This is a genomic window from Meiothermus granaticius NBRC 107808, assembly GCF_003574355.1.
In the GTDB taxonomy this organism is placed as follows: domain Bacteria; phylum Deinococcota; class Deinococci; order Deinococcales; family Thermaceae; genus Meiothermus; species Meiothermus granaticius.
The window spans coordinates 36,440-57,677 of record NZ_QWLB01000008.1; the positions used below are offsets into that span (position 1 = coordinate 36,440).

Annotated in this window: 20 protein-coding genes; 13 read left to right on the forward strand and 7 right to left on the reverse strand. The window is 63.8% G+C overall.

Going from position 1 to position 21,238, the window contains the following annotated elements; genetic code table 11:
- The first annotated feature begins 17 nt into the window (after positions 1–17).
- Entirely contained in the window at positions 18–359 is a 342-nt protein-coding gene (locus tag Mgrana_RS04205; protein ID WP_147021130.1) for a hypothetical protein, read from the forward strand.
- Positions 360–365: 6 nt separating this feature from the next.
- Here Mgrana_RS04205 and nudC read toward each other — a convergent pair whose 3' ends face one another.
- Genes nudC through Mgrana_RS04225 form a run of 4 tightly spaced genes read right to left on the reverse strand, consistent with a single transcriptional unit; the run spans position 366 to position 4,291 of the window.
- On the reverse strand, positions 366–1,196 hold the full coding sequence (nudC, locus tag Mgrana_RS04210; RefSeq protein WP_119356354.1) for an NAD(+) diphosphatase: 831 nt from the start codon (positions 1,194–1,196) through the stop codon (positions 366–368).
- Between the two features lie 3 nt (positions 1,197–1,199).
- Positions 1,200–2,423 carry a vWA domain-containing protein gene (locus tag Mgrana_RS04215; protein ID WP_119356355.1) on the reverse strand — a complete coding sequence of 408 codons (1,224 nt, stop codon included), beginning with the start codon at positions 2,421–2,423 and terminating at the stop codon, positions 1,200–1,202.
- 29 nt (positions 2,424–2,452) lie between these two features.
- Entirely contained in the window at positions 2,453–2,836 is a 384-nt protein-coding gene (locus Mgrana_RS04220; protein ID WP_119356356.1) for a four helix bundle protein, read from the reverse strand.
- A gap of 24 nt (positions 2,837–2,860) precedes the next feature.
- Complete coding sequence (locus Mgrana_RS04225) at positions 2,861–4,291, reverse strand: sigma 54-interacting transcriptional regulator (protein WP_119356357.1); 1,431 nt, start codon at positions 4,289–4,291, stop codon at positions 2,861–2,863.
- 175 nt (positions 4,292–4,466) lie between these two features.
- On the opposite strand from Mgrana_RS04225, the gene Mgrana_RS04230 reads away from it, so the two are divergent.
- Together Mgrana_RS04230 and Mgrana_RS04235 are read left to right on the forward strand one after the other, a co-directional pair.
- Positions 4,467–5,141 carry a response regulator transcription factor gene (locus tag Mgrana_RS04230; protein ID WP_240631244.1) on the forward strand — a complete coding sequence of 225 codons (675 nt, stop codon included), beginning with the start codon at positions 4,467–4,469 and terminating at the stop codon, positions 5,139–5,141.
- Between the two features lie 16 nt (positions 5,142–5,157).
- Positions 5,158–6,450 carry a sensor histidine kinase gene (locus tag Mgrana_RS04235; protein WP_119356359.1) on the forward strand — a complete coding sequence of 431 codons (1,293 nt, stop codon included), beginning with the start codon at positions 5,158–5,160 and terminating at the stop codon, positions 6,448–6,450.
- 11 nt (positions 6,451–6,461) lie between these two features.
- Here Mgrana_RS04235 and Mgrana_RS04240 read toward each other — a convergent pair whose 3' ends face one another.
- Together Mgrana_RS04240 and Mgrana_RS04245 are read right to left on the reverse strand one after the other, a co-directional pair.
- The gene (locus Mgrana_RS04240) at positions 6,462–7,808 is read right to left on the reverse strand and encodes a sensor histidine kinase (RefSeq protein WP_119356360.1); all 1,347 of its coding nucleotides are present in this window, start codon (positions 7,806–7,808) and stop codon (positions 6,462–6,464) included.
- Positions 7,805–8,479: a response regulator transcription factor gene (locus tag Mgrana_RS04245; protein WP_119356361.1), complete on the reverse strand. Its 675-nt coding sequence runs from the start codon at positions 8,477–8,479 to the stop codon at positions 7,805–7,807. Before Mgrana_RS04245 ends, Mgrana_RS04240 begins: the two co-directional genes overlap by 4 nt.
- Before the next feature lie 126 nt (positions 8,480–8,605).
- Here Mgrana_RS04245 and Mgrana_RS04250 point away from each other — a divergent pair, with 126 nt between their 5' ends.
- The 10 genes from Mgrana_RS04250 to Mgrana_RS04295 all read left to right on the forward strand — a co-directional run bounded on the left by Mgrana_RS04250 (position 8,606) and on the right by Mgrana_RS04295 (position 18,959).
- Entirely contained in the window at positions 8,606–9,313 is a 708-nt protein-coding gene (locus Mgrana_RS04250; RefSeq protein ID WP_119356362.1) for an intradiol ring-cleavage dioxygenase, read from the forward strand.
- A 77-nt stretch (positions 9,314–9,390) separates the two neighbouring features.
- Positions 9,391–10,680: a 4-aminobutyrate--2-oxoglutarate transaminase gene (gene gabT, locus Mgrana_RS04255; protein ID WP_119356363.1), complete on the forward strand. Its 1,290-nt coding sequence runs from the start codon at positions 9,391–9,393 to the stop codon at positions 10,678–10,680.
- A gap of 112 nt (positions 10,681–10,792) precedes the next feature.
- Positions 10,793–11,848 carry an ABC transporter ATP-binding protein gene (locus Mgrana_RS04260; protein WP_119356364.1) on the forward strand — a complete coding sequence of 352 codons (1,056 nt, stop codon included), beginning with the start codon at positions 10,793–10,795 and terminating at the stop codon, positions 11,846–11,848.
- A 2-nt stretch (positions 11,849–11,850) separates the two neighbouring features.
- A complete protein-coding gene (locus Mgrana_RS04265; RefSeq protein ID WP_119356365.1) occupies positions 11,851–12,777 on the forward strand; it encodes an ABC transporter permease in 927 nt (308 codons plus the stop codon).
- Between the two features lie 40 nt (positions 12,778–12,817).
- Positions 12,818–13,606: an ABC transporter permease gene (locus Mgrana_RS04270; RefSeq protein ID WP_119356405.1), complete on the forward strand. Its 789-nt coding sequence runs from the start codon at positions 12,818–12,820 to the stop codon at positions 13,604–13,606.
- A 77-nt stretch (positions 13,607–13,683) separates the two neighbouring features.
- A complete protein-coding gene (locus Mgrana_RS04275) occupies positions 13,684–14,709 on the forward strand; it encodes a polyamine ABC transporter substrate-binding protein (RefSeq protein WP_119356366.1) in 1,026 nt (341 codons plus the stop codon).
- Positions 14,710–14,916: 207 nt separating this feature from the next.
- Complete coding sequence (locus Mgrana_RS04280) at positions 14,917–16,269, forward strand: aspartate aminotransferase family protein (protein ID WP_119356367.1); 1,353 nt, start codon at positions 14,917–14,919, stop codon at positions 16,267–16,269.
- Between the two features lie 7 nt (positions 16,270–16,276).
- Positions 16,277–17,236, forward strand: a complete 960-nt coding sequence (locus tag Mgrana_RS04285; RefSeq protein ID WP_119356368.1) for a threonine/serine dehydratase — start codon at positions 16,277–16,279, stop codon at positions 17,234–17,236.
- A 2-nt stretch (positions 17,237–17,238) separates the two neighbouring features.
- A complete protein-coding gene (locus Mgrana_RS04290; protein ID WP_119356369.1) occupies positions 17,239–18,267 on the forward strand; it encodes an ABC transporter substrate-binding protein in 1,029 nt (342 codons plus the stop codon).
- Between the two features lie 23 nt (positions 18,268–18,290).
- Positions 18,291–18,959, forward strand: coding sequence for a GNAT family N-acetyltransferase (locus Mgrana_RS04295; protein WP_119356370.1), 669 nt, complete (start codon positions 18,291–18,293; stop codon positions 18,957–18,959).
- Positions 18,960–18,981: 22 nt separating this feature from the next.
- Here Mgrana_RS04295 and Mgrana_RS04300 read toward each other — a convergent pair whose 3' ends face one another.
- The gene (locus tag Mgrana_RS04300) at positions 18,982–21,237 is read right to left on the reverse strand and encodes a heavy metal translocating P-type ATPase (RefSeq protein WP_276309144.1); all 2,256 of its coding nucleotides are present in this window, start codon (positions 21,235–21,237) and stop codon (positions 18,982–18,984) included.
- Position 21,238: the final 1 nt, after the last annotated feature.

Consider the following 21,238-nt stretch of genomic DNA (forward strand, 5'->3'; position numbering starts at 1 on the left):
TGCCCCAGGAGACCCCCATGGCAACCCAAACCATCAACGGTGTGGAGGTGGAGATCAGCATCATCAGCAGTCAACCCACAGGGGATTCAAGGCTTTCCCCCAGAGAATTGTGGACGGTGGAGGCCGTAGACCAAGTGCTTCGGAAGAACCCCCAGTTCCAAGCCCGGTATCCGGGTGCGGTGCTGAGCCGGGTCGAGAGCCTGCGCGACCTTGGCGAGGGCGAAAAAGGCCGGTATTACCTGCGCTACCAGGTCGGCGAGGGCGCCACCGAGTTTTGGGGATATCTGGCCCCCAGGCCCAGGCTCGACTTTAAGCGCGGCCTGGTGGGGGTTGTTCCGAGCGATGCCCCCCCAGTCTGAGTCGAGTCAGCCCCCGGAGGCCCGGGCCCCCCATCGCTCCCGCTGCCGCTTGGCCCACCCGTCAATTACCTGGCGCGAAAGGCTGATCGGTGGGGGCAGCTCCGGCAGCTCATCCCAGCGAAACCAGCGGGCATCCTGCAGCTCCTCCTCCTCGAGCTTCAAGGCGCCGCCGACCCACTTCGCCGAGAAGGCCACCATCAGCTGGTGGGGGAAGGGCCAAGGTTGGCTGGCCAGATACCGGATCTCGCCCACCTCGAGCCCCACCTCTTCTCGAGTCTCCCGCCGCACGCACTCCTCGAGGGATTCCTGCGGGTCTACAAACCCTGCGATGATGCTATAGCGCTTGCCCCAGCCGGGTTTTTGGGCCAGCAGAACGCGGTCTTCATGGTGAATCAGCACCAAGACAGCCGGGGATACCCGGGGGTAGGTGGCTTGGCCGCAATTGGGGCAGGTCCGGGCCAAATCGCGGCCCACCGGGCCATTGGCGTGGCCACAGGTGCCACAAAACGCGCTGGTTCGGGCCCAGTAGAGGGCCTGCTGGGCATAGCCGGCCAAGCCGTACAGCGGTTCTCCCAGCGAGAAGGCCGCGCGCAAGCCCACCGAGGTCAACCCCTCGAGGCTCGCCTCAGGAGGCAGTTCAGCCGCGAGCATCGGGGTGCCCTCGAGCTGGCCAAGATGCAGGACAAGGGTGGGCTCGAGACGGCTCAGCTCCTGGGCGCTGCCCTGCACCGGCGCGCCCTCCTTCAGCAGCAGTTCGCCCCCCCTGAACAAGAACCACACCCCAGGTTCTCCGGGGATCTGGCTGGGGTTGGCTGCACGCAAAAGGCTCGGGGGCATGGGTTAGTTTCGGCTGACCTTGCGGTTGAGGAAGTCCATCAGCACATAACGCCCGATGTTGGCAGGGGTGGTCATGTAGGCCTTGCCCTTGGTGATCTGGGTGAGCTTTTTGACAAAGGCCAGCAGCTCGGGCTCCCGTGCCAGCATAAAGGTGTGGATGGGGATTCCCTCTTTGCGGGCCAGGGTGGCCTCCTTCAGGGTTTCCGCCAGAATCACCGGGTCCAGGCCCCAAGCGTTTTTGTAAATTTGCCCGCTGGGAAGTGTGAGCGCCGAGGGCTTCCCATCGGTGATCATGATGATCTGCTTCATCTCCCCGCCCATCTTTTTGAGGATCTTGCGGGCCAGCTTGAGCCCCTCAGCGGTATTGGTGTGGTAGGGCCCGACCTGCACCATAGGGAGCTTACCCAGCGGCACCTCCTCGGCGGAGTCGTGGAACACCCCGAAGCGCACTTGGTCCCCGGGGTACTGGGTGCGGATGAGGTGGGCCAGGCCCAGGGCCACGCGCTTGGCGGGGGTAAAACGATCCTCACCGTAGAGGATCATGGAGTGGGAGCAGTCCAGGAGTACCACCGTGTTCATCGAGGCGGTGTACTCGGAGAGCTCGATCACCATATCGGATTCCTCGAGGTTCTCCAGGCCCTTCATCACCACGCTCTTGAGGGTCTCACTGAGGTTGAGGTTGGGCTGGTCGCCAAACTCGTAGGGTTTGGTCTCACCGCTGGACTCCACCCCGGAGGCGTAGTGCCGGGTTGCGTGGGCCCCAGGGGCGTTTTTACCCAGCGCCCCCAGCAGGGTACGCAGGCTTTTGAGACCCAGAAAGTCTACGGTTTTGTGGGTCAGCTCGAGCCGGGTCTCCTGCGACTCCCCCTGCATTCCCTGACCCTGGGCAGGATCGGTGGGGTCTTGGCCCGGCAGCCGGATAAACCCCTCGTCCTGCAGGCGCTGCATCAGCTTTTGGATCTCCTGGTAAAGCCGGGTGTTCTCGGGGTTTCTGGCCTGGCGGGCTTCCTCGAGCCACTCCTCAGGGACGCGGTCGTTTTCCAGCAGGGCCTGCAGCAAAGCATCGAAGAGGTCTTCGGCGGTAGGGGCGCGGTCGGGGTCGGGCTGGTAACGGTTGTAGGGATCGGAAAAGCCCGAATCCATCAGGAAATCCTGGAGCATGTCCATTAGGTCAGCCCCAGAGAGGTCGTCGAAGCCGGGCTCGTATTTGGAGTATCGAACGCGCATGAGTAATCCTTTGTCGCAGGTCACAAGTCTCAGGTCGTAGACTGCTCTAGATAAGCAATCAGACTGTTGAGCTTACCTATCGGTTCACGGCTTTTGGCGTAAAGGCTTCCAGTCTGCTGGGCACAGGTGAAACCAAGATTCTCAGCAATTTGCAAAGCGCTTACGGTCTCGAGCAAAGAACCCCGGGACTGATAAAGGAACCGCAGGAAATCCTTATCCGAGTTACGGACCTTGCCCTCTGCAATGTTGAGCGCTACCGAGTTGGCTGCCCGACGAATCTGACTGGTCAGGCCAAACCTCTCTTCTGCCGGAAAAGCCTGACTCCGTTTGTAAACCTCCACAATCAGCGCCATCGCCAGGTGATACACCTCGAGCTGCTCAAAGCTGAAGCCGCCTTCTCCGGCTTTCGACATGCGACCTGAGACCTGCGACATCTCTTAGTTCCCGCTCCCCCACCGCTCACGCTCCCGCTCGATGGGGGCGCTGTAGCTCTCCTCACCCCGAGCAATCTTGCGCCGCCCCGCCAATCCCTCGAGCACAAACTCCCCTGCGGCCACCAGGGCCTCCGGCGAGGGGTCTGGCTCCAGTCGCTGGGCGGCTGCAATCAACCCTGGGACCTTTTCCATCTCCCTGAGCACACTCTTGGCCGGGCCTTCAGGTAGGCTCAGGAGCTGCCCGGAGGCAAAGTAATCGGTGATAGGGTCAGTATGCAGCCCTCGGCTACGCTCACCGTAAGCTATCCCGAAGGCTTTGAGCAGCAGGTCTCGGGCCACCCGGTCGGCGCCCTGCAGCTCGCCCTCATACTCCAGCTCCACCTTGCCGGTAATGGCCGGAAGGGCAAAGTAGAGGTCCATCGGGCGGGCCACTGCCCGGTCACCGTACTTGAGGGCCCGGCGTTCGGCATTGGAGGTCACCAGTTCGATCAGGCTGATGCTGAGGCGCTGGCTTACCCCGGAAGTCTTGTCCACCCGCTTATCCTCCCGGGCCACAAAGGCCACCGCCTCGGTGGCCTCGGCCACATAAGCCGGCATGTACAGGCCCTCTTCGCGGGCGATCCAGGCCTCCTGCTGGGTGATGCTGAGGCCCTCCTCGAGGGTCCGGGGGTAGTGGGTGCGAATCTCCGATCCGATCCGGTCTTTGAGCGGGGTGACGATCTTGCCCCGGGCGGTGTAGTCCTGGGGGTTGGCGGTAAACGCCAGCCATACATCGAGCTGAAGTCGCACCGGATACCCCCGAATCTGCACGTCGCCTTCTTGCAGGATGTTGAAGAGGGCCACCTGCACCTTGGGGGCCAGGTCGGCCACCTCGTTGATGCCGAAGATGCCCCGGTTGGCCCTGGGCAGGAGGCCGTAGTGAACGGCCTCGAGGTCGGAGAGCCCGGTGCCCCGCTTGGCCGCCTTGATGGGGTCAATATCGCCCAGGAGGTCGGCCACGGTGGTATCGGGGGTAGCGAGCTTCTCCACGTAGCGCTCATCCCGTCCAATCCAGACGATCGGGGTGGCATCCCCCATCTCCTCCAAAAGGCGAAAGGCCTCCGCGGAGAGGGGGCGCAGCGGGTTATCGCGAATTTCAGTGGGCAGGGCCGGAATGGCCTCGTCTAGCAGCTCGGTGAGCTGACGCAGAATGCGGCTTTTGGCCTGACCCCGCAACCCCAGCAGGATGAAGTTATGCCGGGCCAGAATGGCGTTGGTCAGGCTAGGGATCACCGAGTCGTCGTAGCTTTGAATACCGGGGAAGAGCCGTTCGCCTCTGCGCAGCTTGGCGATGAGATTTTCTCGCGCCTCGTCCTTGACGCTGCGGAGCAGTTTCTCCATCGGGTAGGTGCGCTTGAGTTCGCCCAAAGTACGGGCGCGGTTGCTTTCGCTCATGTGACCACTTTACGCACGAACCTCTCGAGGCATGTGTAAACCAGAGGGCATTTGGGGCTGGATGGGCTTCCAAAGCGCAAAAGAAGGCCTTTGCACAACCTTCATAAAACCCACCCTACCCCTTCACATCCCAGGTTCAGCCTAGACTCAAATGGTAACCGATACACTAACTCTTGTGGCGTTGGTGTTGGTGGTTGAAGACGAGCCGGAAATCGCCGAGATTTTGGAGAGCTACCTGCGCCGCGATGGGTACCGCACCGAGCGAGCAGGGGATGGCAAAACTGCCCTCAACCTCTACCGGGCGGCCCAGCCCGATCTGGTGCTCTTAGACCTCATGCTGCCGGAGCTGGATGGGCTCGAGGTGCTGCGCCGCATCCGCAGCGAGGGCAACACCCCGGTCATCCTGGTCACGGCCCGGGCCGAGGATCTGGACAAGCTGCTGGGGCTGGAGCTGGGGGCCGATGACTACGTGACCAAACCCTTCAGCCCGCGCGAGGTGGTGGCCCGGGTCAAGGCGGTGCTGCGGCGGAGCGGTGGGGGGGAGTCGGCCCGGGCCATCCTGCGCTGTGGGCCGCTCGAGGTGGACCCTGAAAAGGTGGTGGCCAGGGTGAACCACGAGCGCCTGGACCTGACCCCCACCGAGTTTCGACTGCTGGAAACCCTGGCCCAGGCTCCGGGCAAAGCCTTCAGCCGGGCCGAGCTGTTGGAGGCCGCCCTGCCCGAGTCGAATGCCCTGGAGCGGGTGGTGGATGTGCACCTCAAAAACCTGCGCAAAAAGCTTGAAGCCGCCGGAGCCTCCAGCCTGCTCGAGACCGTGCGGGGGGTGGGCTACCGCCTGTGGGTGGAGTAGGCCCTAAGCCTGGTTTATGAAATGGTGGAATCGGCTCGAGGTGCGCCTGACCCTGTTGATGGTCTCTGTGGCGCTCCTGACCAACTTGATCACGTATGGGGTGACCTACTACTACAACCAGCAGCGCTTCAAGGAGCTGCCCAGCGCGGTGCGTGAGTTCTTGCAGCGCGATGACCCCAAACCCCTGCCCCTCGATTTTTCAGTTCAGCTCAGCAAGCGCCTGAGCAGCGGGGAAAAGCTGGTGGTGCAGCTATTGCCGGCTGATCCTCATAGCGGCAGTCAGGTCATGCTCTTGCAGTCTTTGAGCAACCCCAACCAGCCGGTAGAGCAGGTCATCCCCGCCCCCAGGTCCTCCCGGGGGGGGAGTTTTCGATCCCGCCTGCAGCAAGGGTTATTGCTGGGGGCCGTGATCTCGGCGCTTTTGGGGATCTTGCTGGCCCTGGTCTTCGCCCGGCGCCTGGCCCGGCCCCTCGAGGCGGTTTCCAAGATCACCAACCGTCTGGCCCAGGGGGACCTCACCGCTCGCATCCCCGAGCCCCGCAGCCAGGACGAAACCGCGCTGCTGGCGCGAAACTTCAACCGTATGGCGGCTTCGCTGGAAGGCCTGGAGCAAGCCCGAAAGGCCATGATCGCCGATATCGCCCATGAGCTGCGTACCCCCCTCACAGTGATGCAGGGACGCCTCGAGGCCATCCAGGACGGGGTAGTGCCGCTCGAGATGCTCGAGATCGACCGCTTGCACCACCAGACCCAGCTGCTCTCCCGCCTGGTCGAGGATCTGCGCACCCTTTCCCTGGCCGATACCGGAAAGCTAACCCTCCTCCGCCGCCCTTTGGATCTGGGCGAGGTCCTAGGGGCCATGAGCAGTTTCCAAGCCCAGGCTCAAAGCAAGGGCATTGCCCTGGAAACCCCGCTCCCCTCCAGGCCCCTCTGGGTGAACGCCGATCCCGACCGCATGGTGCAGGTCATCTCCAACCTGCTGACCAATGCCCTAACCCATACCCCCCCGGGGGGCACCATTCGGCTTAGCGCAGGTCTGGAGGGAAATGAAGCCGTCCTGAAGGTGCAAGACAGCGGCCCCGGTATCCCCCCGGAGGCCCTGAACAAGATCTTCGACCGCTTCTACCGGGCCGAAGGCTCGCGCTCGAGGGCCACCGGGGGCAGCGGGCTGGGTCTGGCCATCGTCAAGGCCCTGGTGGAGCTGCACGGTGGGCGTGTGAACGCCTTCAACCCCGCAAGCGGCGGGGCTGAATTTCAGGTCAGGCTGCCCCTCCTCCAGCAGGAGGGGGCTCAGGAAGGGAGCCGGTAGAGGGGCGGCCTTCACCCCCCTGAGTCCCCCTCCACCGCGAGCCATACCTCGGCCCGCAGTCCATGGGGCGAATTGGGCTCCAGCCGGAGAAACCCTCCGTGGGCTTGAGCCACCTGGGCAACCACGCTCAACCCCAGCCCATTCCCCGCCACGCGGTTTCCTGGGGCCCGGAAAAATGGCTCCGGGGCCCGCTCGAGGGCCTCGGGAGACATCCCCGGCCCGGTATCGGTCACGCTCAGCAGCGCAAAGGCCCTCTTCGGATGGTCCGAAACCTTATAGGGGGGTTCGCACAGCTCGAGCCCCACCCGCACCTCTGCTCCAGGGGCGTATTTCCTGGCGTTGCTGAGCAGGTTGCTCAGGGCTTGGCGCAGCAGGAGTGGGTCTGCGCTCAGCTCGAGACGCGCCGGCCCCTCGTAGGCGGCCCCCGCTTCCCCAGCCATCGCTCGAGCCAATGCCGCCAGGTCGCAGGCGATCCGCTGTGAGCGGCCCTCCCGGGCCAAGACCAGCAAGGCCTCACTCAAACGGGTCATCCGCTCGACCTCTTCCTCCACCACCGCTAAGGTCTCCTCGGAGGTGGCCTGACCGCTGGCATAGGAATCCAGTTGCAGCCGCATGGCCGCCAGCGGGGTGCGCAGTTCGTGAGCAGCGTTGCGGGTGAATTCGGTTTCCCGCCGCAAGAACGCCGACAGCCGGTCCATCATCTGATTAAAGGTCTGGCTGAGCTGGCGCAACTCACCCCCACCGACCTCCGGCACCCGCAGGGAAAGATCGGCGGAATGGGCCACCCGGGCGGTGGTCTCGAGCAGGTGTTGCAATGGGCGCAGGGCTGGGCCGCTCAACCCAAACGCCACCCCGGCCCCCAGCAAGGAAATCAAAAGAACCGTGAACAGCACGGTGGAGCGGTAGTTGGCCAGGCTGTTCTCGACCTGCTGAGACTGGAGCGCGGCTTGCAGGTAGGTACCGGGCCCGAGGCGCAAGCTGGCCACCCGCCAGCCCGAGTACGAGCGAATCTCCATCGGGCGGTCTGATCCCGGAGGTGGGGGGGCCGGCTCCAGCAGCGGTACCGTGCTGGGAAACTCCCCCCAGGCACGCAGCACCTCCCCATCCTGGACCAGTCGGGCTCGAGCCACATACCCCTCCGGCCCCCGCCCGGCCCGCCCTCCCCGCCTCAGCCGGTCGTCCCCTTCGGAGCCCAGCCGCAAATCGGCCAGAAGCCGCCCCACATAGCTGCCTAGGTCGCGGTCGAGGTTGTAGAGCAGCAAGCGCCGAAAGCTCAGGTAACCAAACACCCCCTGGGCCAAGAGCGCCAGGGCGATGGTGACCGCGATGAACAGGGCCAGTCGGGCTCTTAGGGTCATGGGGCCTCGGTCTCCTCGAGCCCCAGCCGATACCCTCCGGGCACAGTGCGTATGACCTCGGGGCCCAGCTTATTGCGCAGGTGGTGCACATACACCTTGACCACCCCAGGATCGGAGGCCTCACTGCCCCAGACCAAGTCGGTGAGCGCTTCAGGGCTGTACACCCGGCCCGGCGAGAGGGCCATGCGCTCCAAAACCGCGTACTCGCGGCTGCTCAGATCCACCCGGACTCCCCGCCAGCGCACGGTCCGCCCAGCCAAATCCAGCTCGAGTGGCCCCCGCACGATGCGGCTGGTCTTGACCTCGCTCACCCGCCGCAGCAAGGCCCGCACCCGGGCCAGCAGCTCCGGTAGGTCAAAGGGCTTGACCACGTAGTCGTCCCCGCCCTCATCGAGGCCCATTACCCGGTCCTCGAGGGCATCCCGGGCGGTCATGAACAGAATAGGCCCCTTGTACCCAGCCGCCCTCACCTCCCGGGCCAGGATGAACCCCCCATCCTCGCTCTCCGGCACCCGCACATCCAGCACCATCAGGTCCGGCTCCCCCTCCGCCAGAAGCTCCCGCGCTTGACCCAGATCGGCGGCGTGCTGAACGGTATGCCCCTGGGCTTCCAGGGCGCGCCGCACCGGTCGAGCGATGTTGGGTTCGTCCTCGAGCAGCAAGAGGCGCATCGGCGATATCCTCCCCCCTTCAGGTTACCGCGCGGTTATAGGGTCCTCATCCTTTATACCCAGCAAAGCCGCAAACTGGGAATCTCGCCCTCCGACAACCGAATCCCCTTCCCAAGGAGCGTCTGTATGGATAACGATGATCATAGGGTAGGCCAGTTGCTCAGCCGCCGCAGCGCCCTGCGCGTGCTGGGTGGAGCCGCGCTGGGAACCGGCTGGCTGACGGGGTCGGGCTCTAAAGCCCAATCCAGCCTCCCTTCCTGCGTGGTGCGCCCAGCCCTGATGGAGGGCCCGTTCTTTGTGGACGAGAAGCTAAATCGCTCCGATGTTCGGTCGGATAGCCACAGTGGCGAGGTTAGGCCAGGGGTTCCCCTGGTCCTGACCTTTTGGGTCTCCCAGGTCCGCCCTGGGGCCTGCAGCCCGCTCCCAGGGGTGATGGTGGATATCTGGCACTGCGACGCGCTCGGAGCCTATTCCGGGGTGGAGGCCAACCGCACGGTAGGTCAGGACTTCCTGCGGGGATATCAAGTTACCGCCCAGGACGGTGGGGCCAAGTTCACCGCCATTTACCCCGGCTGGTATCCAGGCCGTGCGGTCCATATTCATTTCAAGCTGCGCTATCGAGGCACGGAATTCACCTCACAGCTGTTCTTCCCGGAAGAGGTGACCGACCAGGTCCACGCCACCCAACCCTATGCCCGCAAAGGCCCGCGCAACACCCCAAACGCCCGAGACAGCCTCTACCGCAACGGCGGCCACCAATTGCTCCTGAGCCTCCGGGGCAGCCCCAGCCAAGGCTATACGGCAGGATTCGATGTGGGCATGAACCTGGGTTGAGCCGCCAAGGCCCGAACAATCTTGTGTTTGCGGGTTTGCCTCCCGTAGACTGAAAGCCCTTGCTTGAGGAGGAAGCCATGGCCATCACCCGAAGCCGCACCGCAGAAGTGCTCGAGCGCCGCTCCAAGATCATCCCCCGGGGGGTTTCCCAGGTTCAACCCGTAGTGGTTGCCAAAGCCCTGGGAGGCAAAATTTGGGATATAGACGGCAAAGAATACCTTGACTGGATCGGTGGAATCGGCGTACTCAACGTGGGGCACAACCACCCTAAGGTTGTAAAAGCCGTGCAGGAGCAGGCTGGTCGGTTCATGCACACCTGCTTTCAGGCCGTGGCTTACGAGCCTTACATCGAGCTGGCCGAACGGCTGTGCGCCACGGCACCGGGAGCGGGTGAGAAAAAAGCCTTCTTCGTGACCACCGGGGCCGAGGCCACCGAGAACGCCATCAAAATTGCCCGGCAGTACACCGGTCGGCCCGCGGTGATCGCGTTCAAGAACAGCTTCCACGGGCGCACCCTGATGGGCATGACCCTGACCGGCAAATCAAGCTACCGCCAGAACTTTGGCCCCTTTGCCCCAGAGGTGTACCACGCCCCCTATCCCTATGCCTATCGCGGCTGGGACACCAAGGCCGCTCTGGAAGGTCTGCAGGAGCTGTTCGATACCGAAGTGGCCCCGGACCGGGTGGCGGCCATCATCCTCGAGCCCCAGCTCGGCGAGGGGGGATTCATCCCGGCCCCGGCGGCTTTCCTGCGCTCGCTGCGCAACCTGACCAAAAAACACGGCATCGTCTTCATTGACGACGAGATCCAAACCGGGATCGGGCGGACCGGGAAGTTCTGGGCCATCGGGCACGCGGGGGTAGAGCCCGACCTGATCTGCTTTGCCAAGAGCATTGGGGGTGGGGTGCCCATTGCCGGCGTGCTGGGGAAAGCCGAGATCATGGACGCCCCGGCGGTAGGGGGGCTGGGCGGAACCTTCGCGGGGAACCCGCTGGCCTGCGCAGCCGGGCTGGCGGTATTGGAGATTTTCGAGGAGGAAGGGCTTTTAGAAAAAGGGCAGCACCTGGGCGAGGTGCTGCACGAGGGGTTCCAGCGGCTCCAGGCCCGCTTCCCCCAGATTGGAGATGTGCGGGGGCTAGGGCCGATGGCGGCCATCGAGCTCGTCAAGACCCCGGAGGGCAAGGAACCCGATGGGGCCCTCACCCAGAAAGTGATTGATGCGGCCCGAGAAGGCGGGTTGCTCCTGATGAAGGCCGGGATGCACTACAACGTGATTCGCTGCCTGGTGCCCTTGGTAGCGGGCGAGGATGAGGTGCGCAGGGGCCTCGAGATCCTCGAGGGGGCCCTGGCCTCAGCGCTGGCCTGAACTCGAGGGGGCTTTTCGGGCTGGAGTGGGGGTTGATTTTCCGCTTTCAGAAAGGCAAACCCCCCATCCCCTACCCTCTGGCTGAGCGTTTCTGGTAAGCTACCCGTCAACCATGACGGTAGTTGCCGATGCGAAGCAGGTCGGCGGAACGCTCTCGGTGGAGCGCGTAGTCAAGCGCTTTGGAGAAGCCACCGCCCTGGGTGGGGTGAGCCTCGAGATCAAGGCGGGGGAGTTTTTCACCCTGCTGGGGCCCTCTGGCTGCGGCAAGACCACCCTGTTGCGGATCATCGCCGGGCTCGAGCTGCCCGACCAAGGCCGGATTGTGCTGCTGGGCAAGGATTTAACCGGTCTTCCCGCCAACCAGCGCCCGGTGAACACGGTGTTCCAGAGCTACGCCCTGTTTCCCCATCTCTCGGTGTATGAGAACATCGCTTTCGGCTTGCGCTCGCGGCGCATGGCCCCTGCCGAGGTCGAGCGGCGGGTAAAGTACGGCCTGGAGATCCTACAGCTGGAGAAGTTCGCGGCCCGCTTGCCCCACCAGCTCTCCGGCGGCCAAAAGCAGCGGGTAGCCCTGGCCCGGGCCCTGGTCAATGAACCTCAGGTTTTGCTTCTCGATGAGCCCATGAGCGCTCTGGACGCCAAACTTCGAGCCGAGGTGCAGATCCAGCTGCGCCGCTTGCAGCAGCAGCTGGGTCTGACCTTCATCCTGGTAACCCACGACCAGGACGAGGCCATGGCGGTCTCGGACCGCATCGCCCTGATGCGGGTAGGGCACCTGGAGCAGTCCGGCACGCCGGATGAGGTCTACGAGCACCCGCGCACACGGTTTGCGGCCGAGTTCCTGGGGGCCGCCAACCTGCTGCGGGGCAAGCGGGTTCCCGGGGGCCTCGAGGTCAGCTTTGGCCGGCTGATCCTGCCCCAAACCCCGGCCTGGGAGGAGGGCTCGGTCGCTATCCGGCCCGAGCGGGTGCAGTTGCGCGACACCGAGCCCCGCCAAAACGGCCTTCGGGTGAGGGTGCGCGAGGCGGTGTATCGCGGGGCCTATCAAGAAGCCTGGCTCGAGCCCTGCGATCTGCGGATTCGCACCGGGCCGCACCCCGCGCTTCGGGTCGGTCAGGAGCTTTGGGCTGAGCTTCCCCCCCAAGCCCTGGTGGTGCTCGAGGAGTAGCCATGCAGACCACTCCTTCGAGCCTTGGCCGGTTGGTGGTGTGGTTCGGCGAGCTGACCACCCCAGGCCGCTTGTACCGCCGGGGGCTGTGGTTTTTGCTCCCGGCGGTGATCTGGATCCTGGGCCTGCTGGTGATCCCCGGCCTGGCATTGGTGGCCCTCTCTTTTGCCGAGCGCGGACAGTACGGCGACGTCCTCTGGAACTGGAACCTGGAGAACTACTCGAGGCTGCTGGGCTACGGTATCTTTGGCTGGAGCCCCGACACCATCCTGATCCTGCTGCGCAGCCTCTGGGTGGCTTTTGTGACCACCGTGATCTGCGTGGTACTGGCCTATCCCCTGGCCTTCTTCATCGCCACCCAGCCCCCTCGAACCCGGTATTTGTGGCTCGCGCTGGTGATCATCCCCTTCTGGACCAATCTGGTCATCCGTACCTACGCCTGGCAAATGCTGCTCTCGCCGGAGTTCCCCTTCGCTAAAGTCGCCCAGGTTCTGGGGCTGATTCCTGCCGATGGCGCACTGTATCCCAGTGCGTTCGCGGTGTACATCGGGATGGTGACCGCCTTTCTCCCCTTCGTGGTGATGCCGCTGTTCTCCTCGGTCGAGCGCCTGGACTGGAGCCTGGTGGAAGCCGCACAAGACCTCTACAGCAGCCGGGTCCGTACCTTCTTCCAGGGCATCTGGCCGCAAACCTTGCCCGGGCTCACGGTGGGGATCATCCTGACCTTCATCCCCGCGATGGGAATGTTCGTGATCCCCGACCTGCTGGGTGGGGCCAAGTATCTGCTGGTTGGAAACCTCATTCAGCAGCAGTTCTACAGCAGCCGCGATTATCCCTACGGGGCGGCGGTTAGTCTGGGCCTGATGATCCTGACCCTGTTCGGGCTGGCGATCTACCGCCGCCGGGGACAGGGGGTGGAGTTGGTATGAGCCCCTCGAGCGCTACGGGTTGGCCCTGCCGGAGGCCGGGATGCACCGCCTGAACCCCTTGGTCCGCACTGTGGCCCTGGTCACCCTGGCCTTTCTCTACCTGCCGATGCTGGCCATCGCGATCCTCTCCTTCAACCGCACCCGCTACGGCCTGCAGTGGAATGGGTTTACCACCGACTGGTACACCCGGCTCCTGCAAAATGCCGAGATCCTCGAGGCCGCCCGCAACACCTTGGTTCTGGCCGTGGTGTCCACCCTCGTGGCCACCGTGCTGGGCACGCTTTTGGCCATTGCCCTGGAGCGCTACCCCTGGGGGCGGCGCAGCCGGGGCTGGCTCGATAACCTGCTCTATCTGCCGGTGGTTACGCCAGACATCATTCTGGCAGTAGCCCTGGTGGTGGCTTTTGGGGCCCTGCGGGCGATCTCTACCCTGTTTGAACCCGGTCTGCTGACCATGATTTTAGGCCATGTGACCTTCCAGATCGCCTTCGTGGCCCTCACCGTGCGCAGCCGCCTCAAGAGCCTGGGCCGCGACCTCGACGAGGCCGCGCGGGACCTCTACGCCGATTACAGCTACTTTGTCCGGCGGGTGTTGCTTCCGCTGCTCGCCCCGGGGATTGTGGCGGGGGCCATGCTGGCCTTCACCCTCTCCTTGGACGATTTCGTGATCAGCTTTTTCACCGCCGGCCCAACCTCACAAACCCTTCCCCTGTTCATCTATGCCTCGGTGCGAAGGGGGGTTACCCCAGAAATCCACGCGCTTTCCACCCTGATCTTCTTGGCGACGGTGCTCCTGGTGCTGGCCTCTGAGCGGCTCACCCGGCGTTGAGGGGAGGCCGGCTTCGGCTCATGAAATCTAGGCTCGATATGGGAATACTGTGAATCAACCCCTCGGGAGGAACCCCTATGAAGCGTCTGCTGGCTTTATTGGCCCTAATGGCTCTGGCGACGGCCATGGCTCAAAAAGAGATGCGGCTGTTCATCTGGTCGGAGTATATGGATCCGGCTATCATCAAAGCCTTTGAGCAGAAGTACAACCTCAAGGTGCGCATCGACCTCTACGAATCCAACGAGGACATGCTGGCCAAGCTCCAGGCCGGGGGGGTCTCACAGTACGACGTGATCGTGCCGGGCGATTACATCATCCCCACCCTGGTCCAGCTCAAGCTGGTGCAGCCGCTGGACCAGGGCAAAATTCCCAACCTGAAAAACCTCGACCCCAAGTTTGCCAACCCGCCCTTCGACCCCGGCAACCGCTACAGCGTGGCCTACCAGTGGGGCATGTCGGGCATTATGTACCGCAAAGACCGCGTGCCCACCCCCACCAGTTGGAGCGTCATTCTGGGGCCGGGGGCCGACAAGCCCTTTGTGCTGATGGACTCCATCCGCGAGATGATGGGCGGGGCGCTGCGCTATCTGGGCTATAGCATCAACACCAGGGATCCCAAACAGGTGCAAGCCGCCGGAAAGCTGCTGCTGGATGCCAAGAAGAACCCCCGCTTCCTGGGCTTTGAAGGCGGGGTGGGGGCCAAGAACCGGCTGGTCGCGGGTACGGCCACCTATGCGGTGGTCTACAACGGCGACGCCCTCAAGGCTGCCGACGAGAACAAGAACGTGGGCTTTGTGGTGCCCAAGGAGGGGGCCGCACTCTTCCTGGACAACATGGCCATTCCCGCCCGCGCCCCCAACCCCGAGGCGGCCCACCGGTTCATCAACTTTATCCTCGACCCCAAAATCGGCGCCCAGCTCTCCAACTTCAACCGCTACGCCACCCCCAACAAGGCCGCCCTGCCCTTCATCAACCCCGCCGACCGCAAGAACCCGGCGATTTACCCCAGTGCTGCAATCATGGAAAAGCTCGAGTTCGTCCTCGACCTAGGCAAGGACACCCGCCTCTACGACGAGGTCTGGACGGCGGTCAAGAGCCGCTAAGCCCCTCTCGTCTGAGTTACCTCTATTTTGGATGGACGCGCCGGATCTCCGCTCTGCTAAGCTAGAGACAAATGGACGTGCAAAAAGCCTGCATTCCACCTCCGGGGCTGGGGGTTGCTTGGCGCTGCAAGCAGTACATCCTTTTTGCGGTAGGCCGGTAATACCCGGCCCCAGACCCTAGACCCTAGACCTCCCCTGGAGGAATCTATGCCTTATATCCAACTCAAAACCCCCATCCCCGGCCCCCAAAGCCAGGCCTTGCAGGCGCGGCGGTCCGCCGCGGTCACTGCTGCCTTAGGCCAAGCCAGCCCCATCGCGGCCAAGAAAGCCCATGGCTCCCTGGTAGAAGACGTAGACGGCAACACCTTGATTGACCTCGCGGGCGGCATCGGCGTGCTGGCAGCCGGGCACACCCCTCAGGCTGTAGTGGAGGCCATCAAAGCCCAGGCCGAAGACCTGATCCACATCTGCTCCATCGTGGCCAATCATGAAAGCTATGTAGAGGTCTGCGAGATGCTCAACCGGCTCACCCCCGGTCAGTTCCCCAAAAAGACCTTTTTGGCCTCGGGCGGGGCGGAATCGGTAGAGAACGCGGTGAAGTTCGCCCGGCGCTACACCGGGCGCGACGGCATCCTCGTGTTCGAGGGAGCCTACCATGGGCGCAGCAACCTGACCATGGCCATGACCAGCAAGTGGAGCCTTTTCAAAAAGGGTTTTGGGCCATTTGCACCGGAGGTCTACCGACTGCCGATGCCCAACCTTTACCGCACCCCCAAGGGCATGACCCCGGAGGAATACCTCGAGTGGGCCTGCTGGAATTTGGACAACGCCCTCATCGCGCACATTGACCCCTCGGCCCTGGCCGCCATCGTGATCGAACCGGTTTTGGGGGAAGGAGGGTTTGTCCCGGTACCCCACAAGTTCCTGCGCAAGATTCGCGAGGTCTGTGACGCCACCGGCGCGGTGATGATCGCCGACGAGATCCAAAGCGGTTCCGGACGCACCGGGAAGCTCTGGGCCATCGAGCACAGCGGGGTCGTGCCCGATTTGATCATCTCAGCCAAGAGCCTGGGGGCGGGGATGCCCATCAGTGCGGTGACGGGCCGGGCCGAAATCATGGACTCGCCTCATGTGGGGGGGCAAGGCAGCACCTATGGCGGGAACCCGCTGGCCAGCGTGGCCGCCATCGAAGCCCTTAAATACCTCTCGAGGCCGGAGGTCCTGGCCAAGGCCGCCACTGTCGAGCGGGTCGTGCGCGAGGTATTTGAACCGCTGCAAAAGGAGATTCCGGCGATTGGGGATGTGCGGGGAATCGGGGCCATGATGGCGGTGGAGTTCGTCAAAGACCCCCAGACCAAAGAGCCCTGGCCAGAGTTCGTCCTCGAGGCCATCAAGGCGGCCTCTGCCAACGGGGTGATTCTGATTCGCGCGGGCCTCTATACCAACTGCATCCGCTTCCTGCCCGCCTTGGAAATCCCTGAGGACATGCTGCGGGAGGGGCTCGAGGTGGTAGCCGCAGCCATCCGCTCAACCCACAAGGCCTTGGCCGTAGGGGCCTGATGGCCATATGCAGACCCAGTCCATCCTCCAGGCCTACTCCCGCCTCCATCCCTACGGGCTAGAGACCCCACTGCGGCCCTCTCCGGCCTTCTCCCAAGCCTCCGGAGCCGAGGTCTGGTTCAAGCTCGAAAACTTCCAACCCACCGGCAGCTTCAAGGTACGGGGGGCGCTGAACAAACTGCTCTCGCTCTCGGCGGAAGAGCGGCAAAAAGGGGTGATCGCCGCCAGCAGCGGGAATCACGGGCTGGGGGTGGCCTGGGGACTGGCCAAGCTTGGGGGCAAAGGGGTGGTGTTTGTGCCCGAGGGCGCCTCACCCACCAAGCTCGAGGCCATTCGGCGCTATGGGGCCGAAGTGCGGGTTTACGGGCGGAGCGGCGACGACACCGAAGGGTACGCCCGGCGTTACGCTGAGGAGGCCGGCCTGACCTACATCTCACCCTACAACGACCCAGACGTGATCGCAGGGCAGGGCACCCTCGCGGTGGAGATCGCCCAGCAGTGGCCGTATCCCCTGGACGCGCTCTTTGTAACCGTGGGGGGCGGGGGCCTGATCGCAGGGATTGCCACCTACCTCAAAGCGGTGAGCCCAAACACCCAGATCATCGGCTGCCAGCCCGAAAACGACGCGGCCATGTGGGCCTCCATTCAGGCCGGGAAAATCGTGTCCATCGAGGCCAAGCCCACCCTTTCGGATGGGAGCGCGGGGGGGCTCGAGCCCGGCGCACTCACCTTCGACCTCTGCCGAAGCCTGGTGGACGCTTGGGTGACGGTGAGCGAAGCGGAGATCCGCACGGCGATGCGGGCCTTTCTCGAGCAGGAGCACGGGTTGCTCGAGGGCGCTGCCGGGGTGGCGCTGGCTGCTTTTTCCCGAACCGCCCCACAGTATCAAAACAAGCGCGTGGCCATCGTGATCTGCGGGGCCAACCTCAGCCTCAGCGCGCTCAGAACCATATTGCAGGAGGGTTGAACATGAAAAGAGTCCTGGCGCTCCTCGCCTTCACAACCCTGGCTCTGGCCCAGCCCAAAGAGCTTCGGCTTTACACCTGGACAGAGTACATCGAACCGGCCATCATCAGCGATTTCGAGAAGGCCACCGGGATCAAGGTGCGCATCAGCTACTACGAATCCAATGAAGAGCTCCTGGCCAAGCTCCAGGCCGGAGGGGATTCCCAATACGACGTGATCGTGCCCTCGGATTTCATCATCCCGGCCATGATTCAGCTTCGCCTGCTGAAGCCTCTCGACCCGGCCAAAATTCCCAACCTCAAAAACCTCGACCCCAAGTTCAAAAGCCCACCCTTTGATCCCGGCAACCAGTACACCGTGGGCTACTTGTGGGGCACAGTGGGGCTGATGTACAACACCCAGGTCTTCAAAACCCCGCCCCAGAGCTGGGCGGTGCTCTTCGACCCGGCCCAGCAAAAGGGCCGCTTCACCCTGATGGACTCGCAGCGCGAGATGTTGGGGATCGGCCTGCGCTATATCGGGCAAAGCGTCAACTCTACCGATACCGCCGCCTTGAAAAAGGTGATTGACCTTCTGCTGCAGGCAAAAAACTCCAAGAACAGCCTGGGGTTCCAGGGCGGGGTTTCGGCCACCAAGCTGCTGCTGGGGAATCAGGCCGTTGCAGCGGTGGTCTACAATCAAGACGCCCTGCGCACCGCGGGGGGGAACCCCAAGTATGGCTTCACCATCCCCAAAGAGGGCAGCACCCTCTTTCTCGACAACATGGCCATTCCCGCCCGGGCCCCCAACCCCGAGGCCGCCCACCGGTTCATCAACTTCATCCTGGACGCCAAAATTGGGGCTCGACTGGCCAACTATCAAAACTCCGCCACGCCCAATGCTGCGGCCAAGCCCCTGATGAAGCCGGAGCTGCTCAAAAATCCGGCGGTCTGGCCCACCGAGGCCCAGATGAAGGTCTTGGAATTTATCCTCCCGCAGGGGGAGAAAGACAAGCTCTACGACGAGGCTTGGACCCGGATCAAGAGCCGCTAATCGAAACACCGCCTCAAACGCTTATGAACGAGATTCTTGCGAGCCCGGATCATCGCTTTGTGGTTGTTCAGAGCGAGCCCTGGATGGCCGAGCAGCTCGAGATCATCCAGCGGCTTTCCTTTCCTAGCCTGGCCGAAGACGAGCTGACCCTGGCCCACCACTTCCGCAGCCACATGCAGCATTTCCCCCAAGGGCAACACGCCGTAATTGAGCGCGAGAGCGGCAGGGTGGTGGCCTCGAGCAGTGACCTCATCGTGCGGCTCGACCTCTCGCACATCCACCACCGCTTTGTGGAGATCTCCGGCCAGATGACCCTCTCCACTCACGACCCCCAGGGGGACTGGCTTTACGGCGCGGACATCGGGGTTCACCCTGACTACCGCGGGCAGGGGTTATCCACGCTGCTCTACACCGCCCGGCAGGGCCTGGTGCGCCGCCTGGGGCTTAAGGGGCACAGCGCCGGGGCCATGCCCAAGGGCTACGGCGCAGTACAGCAGGAGATGCCGCTGGAACGGTACTTGCTCGAGGTCATCCGGGGGGAGCGCTTCGATCCGGTGATCTCAGTACAGCTCAAGCGCGGATACGCCATCTGGGGCATCATTCCCGAGTATCTGGAAGATCCCAGTTGCGCCAACTACGGGGTTCTGATCTTGTGGCGAAACCCCGATAGGGCCAAAGACGGGTGGCTGTAAGGGGGCTTTCACCTGGGCTCCCCTATACAAGCGGGAGGGGAGCCTGGAATCCCTTGAGCCGCAGGGCATTGGAGAGCACAAAAACACTGGAAAGCCCCATCGCTGCACCCGCCAGCACCGGCGAGAGCAACCAACCGGTGAAGGGATAGAGCACCCCTGCGGCCACCGGGATCAGCAAGATGTTGTAGGCAAAGGCCCAGAACAGGCCAAGCTGAATGTTGCGCAGGGTGGCTCGGGAAAGGGCCACGGCATTGGGAATTCCCCGAAGGTCCCCGGAGATCAGCACCACCTCGGCGGTCTCGAGGGCCACATCGGTTCCCTTGCCCATCGCAATGCCCAGATCGGCCTGGGCCAGGGCAGGCGCGTCGTTGATCCCATCCCCCACAAAGACCACCTTGCGGCCCTGCCCCTGAAGCTGCCGCACCGCCTCGGCTTTGCCCTGGGGCAGTACCTCGGCCAATACGGTATCAATGCCCAGCTGCCGGGCCAGGGCCTGGGCGGTGTGACGGTTGTCGCCGGTGATCATGGCCACCTGCAACCCCTGCCGATGCAGGGCCCGCACCGCCTCAACACTGCCCTCCTTGAGGGGATCCGCCACCGCCAGCAGCGCCGCCAACTGGCCGTTCACCCCCGCGTAGAGCGGGGTTTTACCCTCCTCAGCGAGCTGCTCCTCTGCGGGCAAGCTGGGGATTTCGATGCCCAGCTCCGCCATCAAGCGGCTCGAGCCCACCTCTACGCGGTAAATCCCCACCTGACCCCTTACCCCAAGCCCCGGTAGGGCCTCGAGGCTCACCGTCTCCAGCAATTCCAAGCCCCGTTCTTGGGCCGCAGCCACAATAGCCCGGGCCAGGGGGTGCTCAGAGTTTTGCTCGAGGGAGGCCATCAAGCGCAGGACTTCGGTTTCTTCAAACCCCGGCAGAACCTGCAGATCGGTGAGCATGGGTTTGCCCTGGGTGAGGGTTCCGGTTTTGTCCAGCGCAACCACTCGAGCCTCCCCCAGGGTTTGCACGGCCTCGCCTTTGCGGAAGAGCACCCCCATCTCGGCGGCTTTTCCGGTGCCCACCACCACACTGGTTGGGGTGGCCAGGCCCATCGCGCAGGGGCAAGCGATGATCAGCACCGCTACGGTATTGACCAAGGCCAGCGAGAGGGCTTCCGTCCCTCCGAAGACCAGCCAGACCACCGCGGTCAGGGCAGCGATGCCCAGCACAATGGGGGTAAACACCGCCACCACCCGGTCCGCCAGCCCTTGAATGGCTGGCTTGGAGCCCTGGGCCTCCTGCACCAGCCGGATGATCTGCGCGAGCACGGTATCCTCTCCCACCGCGGTGGCACGGAAGGTAAAGGCTCCATGGCCATTGAGGGTTCCACCGATGACCCGATCCCCGGCGGATTTGGCTACGGGGAGCGGCTCACCGGTGATCATGCTCTCGTCCACATAGCTCGAGCCCGCCACCACCACCCCATCCACCGGCACCTTCTCCCCCGGGCGCATCGCGATCAGATCGCCGGGCAACACCTCGTCCAGGGGCAGCTCCAGCTCTTCTTGGCCCTTGAGCACCCGCGCGGTCTTGGCCTGCAATGAGAGCAGTCGCTTCATCGCTTCGGAGGTGCGCCCTTTAGCCAACGCCTCGAGGTACTTGCCCAGCAAAATCAGGGTGATGACCACCGCACTGGCCTCGAAGTACACGTGCCTCGAGTGCGCGGGAAAGAGCCCAGGGAATACCGTGACCGCCAGGCTATAGAAGTAGGCTGCCGAGGTCCCGATCATCACCAAGCTATTCATGTCCGGGGCCCTCGAGCGCAGGGCCGCCCAGCCGTGGCGGTAGAACCGCCGTCCTGGGCCAAACTGCACCGGGGTGGCCAAGGCCAGCATGACCCAATTCCAGACGCTGGCCGAAGCCAGGCTATGCAAAACCATCTCGGCAGAACCCCACAGCATGGGGAGCATGGCCAGGAGCAACAGCGGTAGGGCCAGGGTGGCCGAAAACCCCAGCGACCTCCTCAGGGCAGTGACTTCCCGCTCCCGGGCTTGGCGCTCGAGCTCGGCCCGATCGCGCTCGCGCTCCACCTCGAGCACCCCATACCCCGCCTCTCGCACCGCCCGCTTGAGCTGGGCTACTCCGACGACCGCTGGGTCATACTGCACGCTGGCCCGCTCGGTGGTCAGGTTGACGCTGGCCTGGGCCACCCCTTCGACCTTCTTAAGCGCCCGTTCAACACGGTTCACGCAGGCCGCACAGGTCATGCCCTGGACACTCAGTTGAAGCTCTTTCACG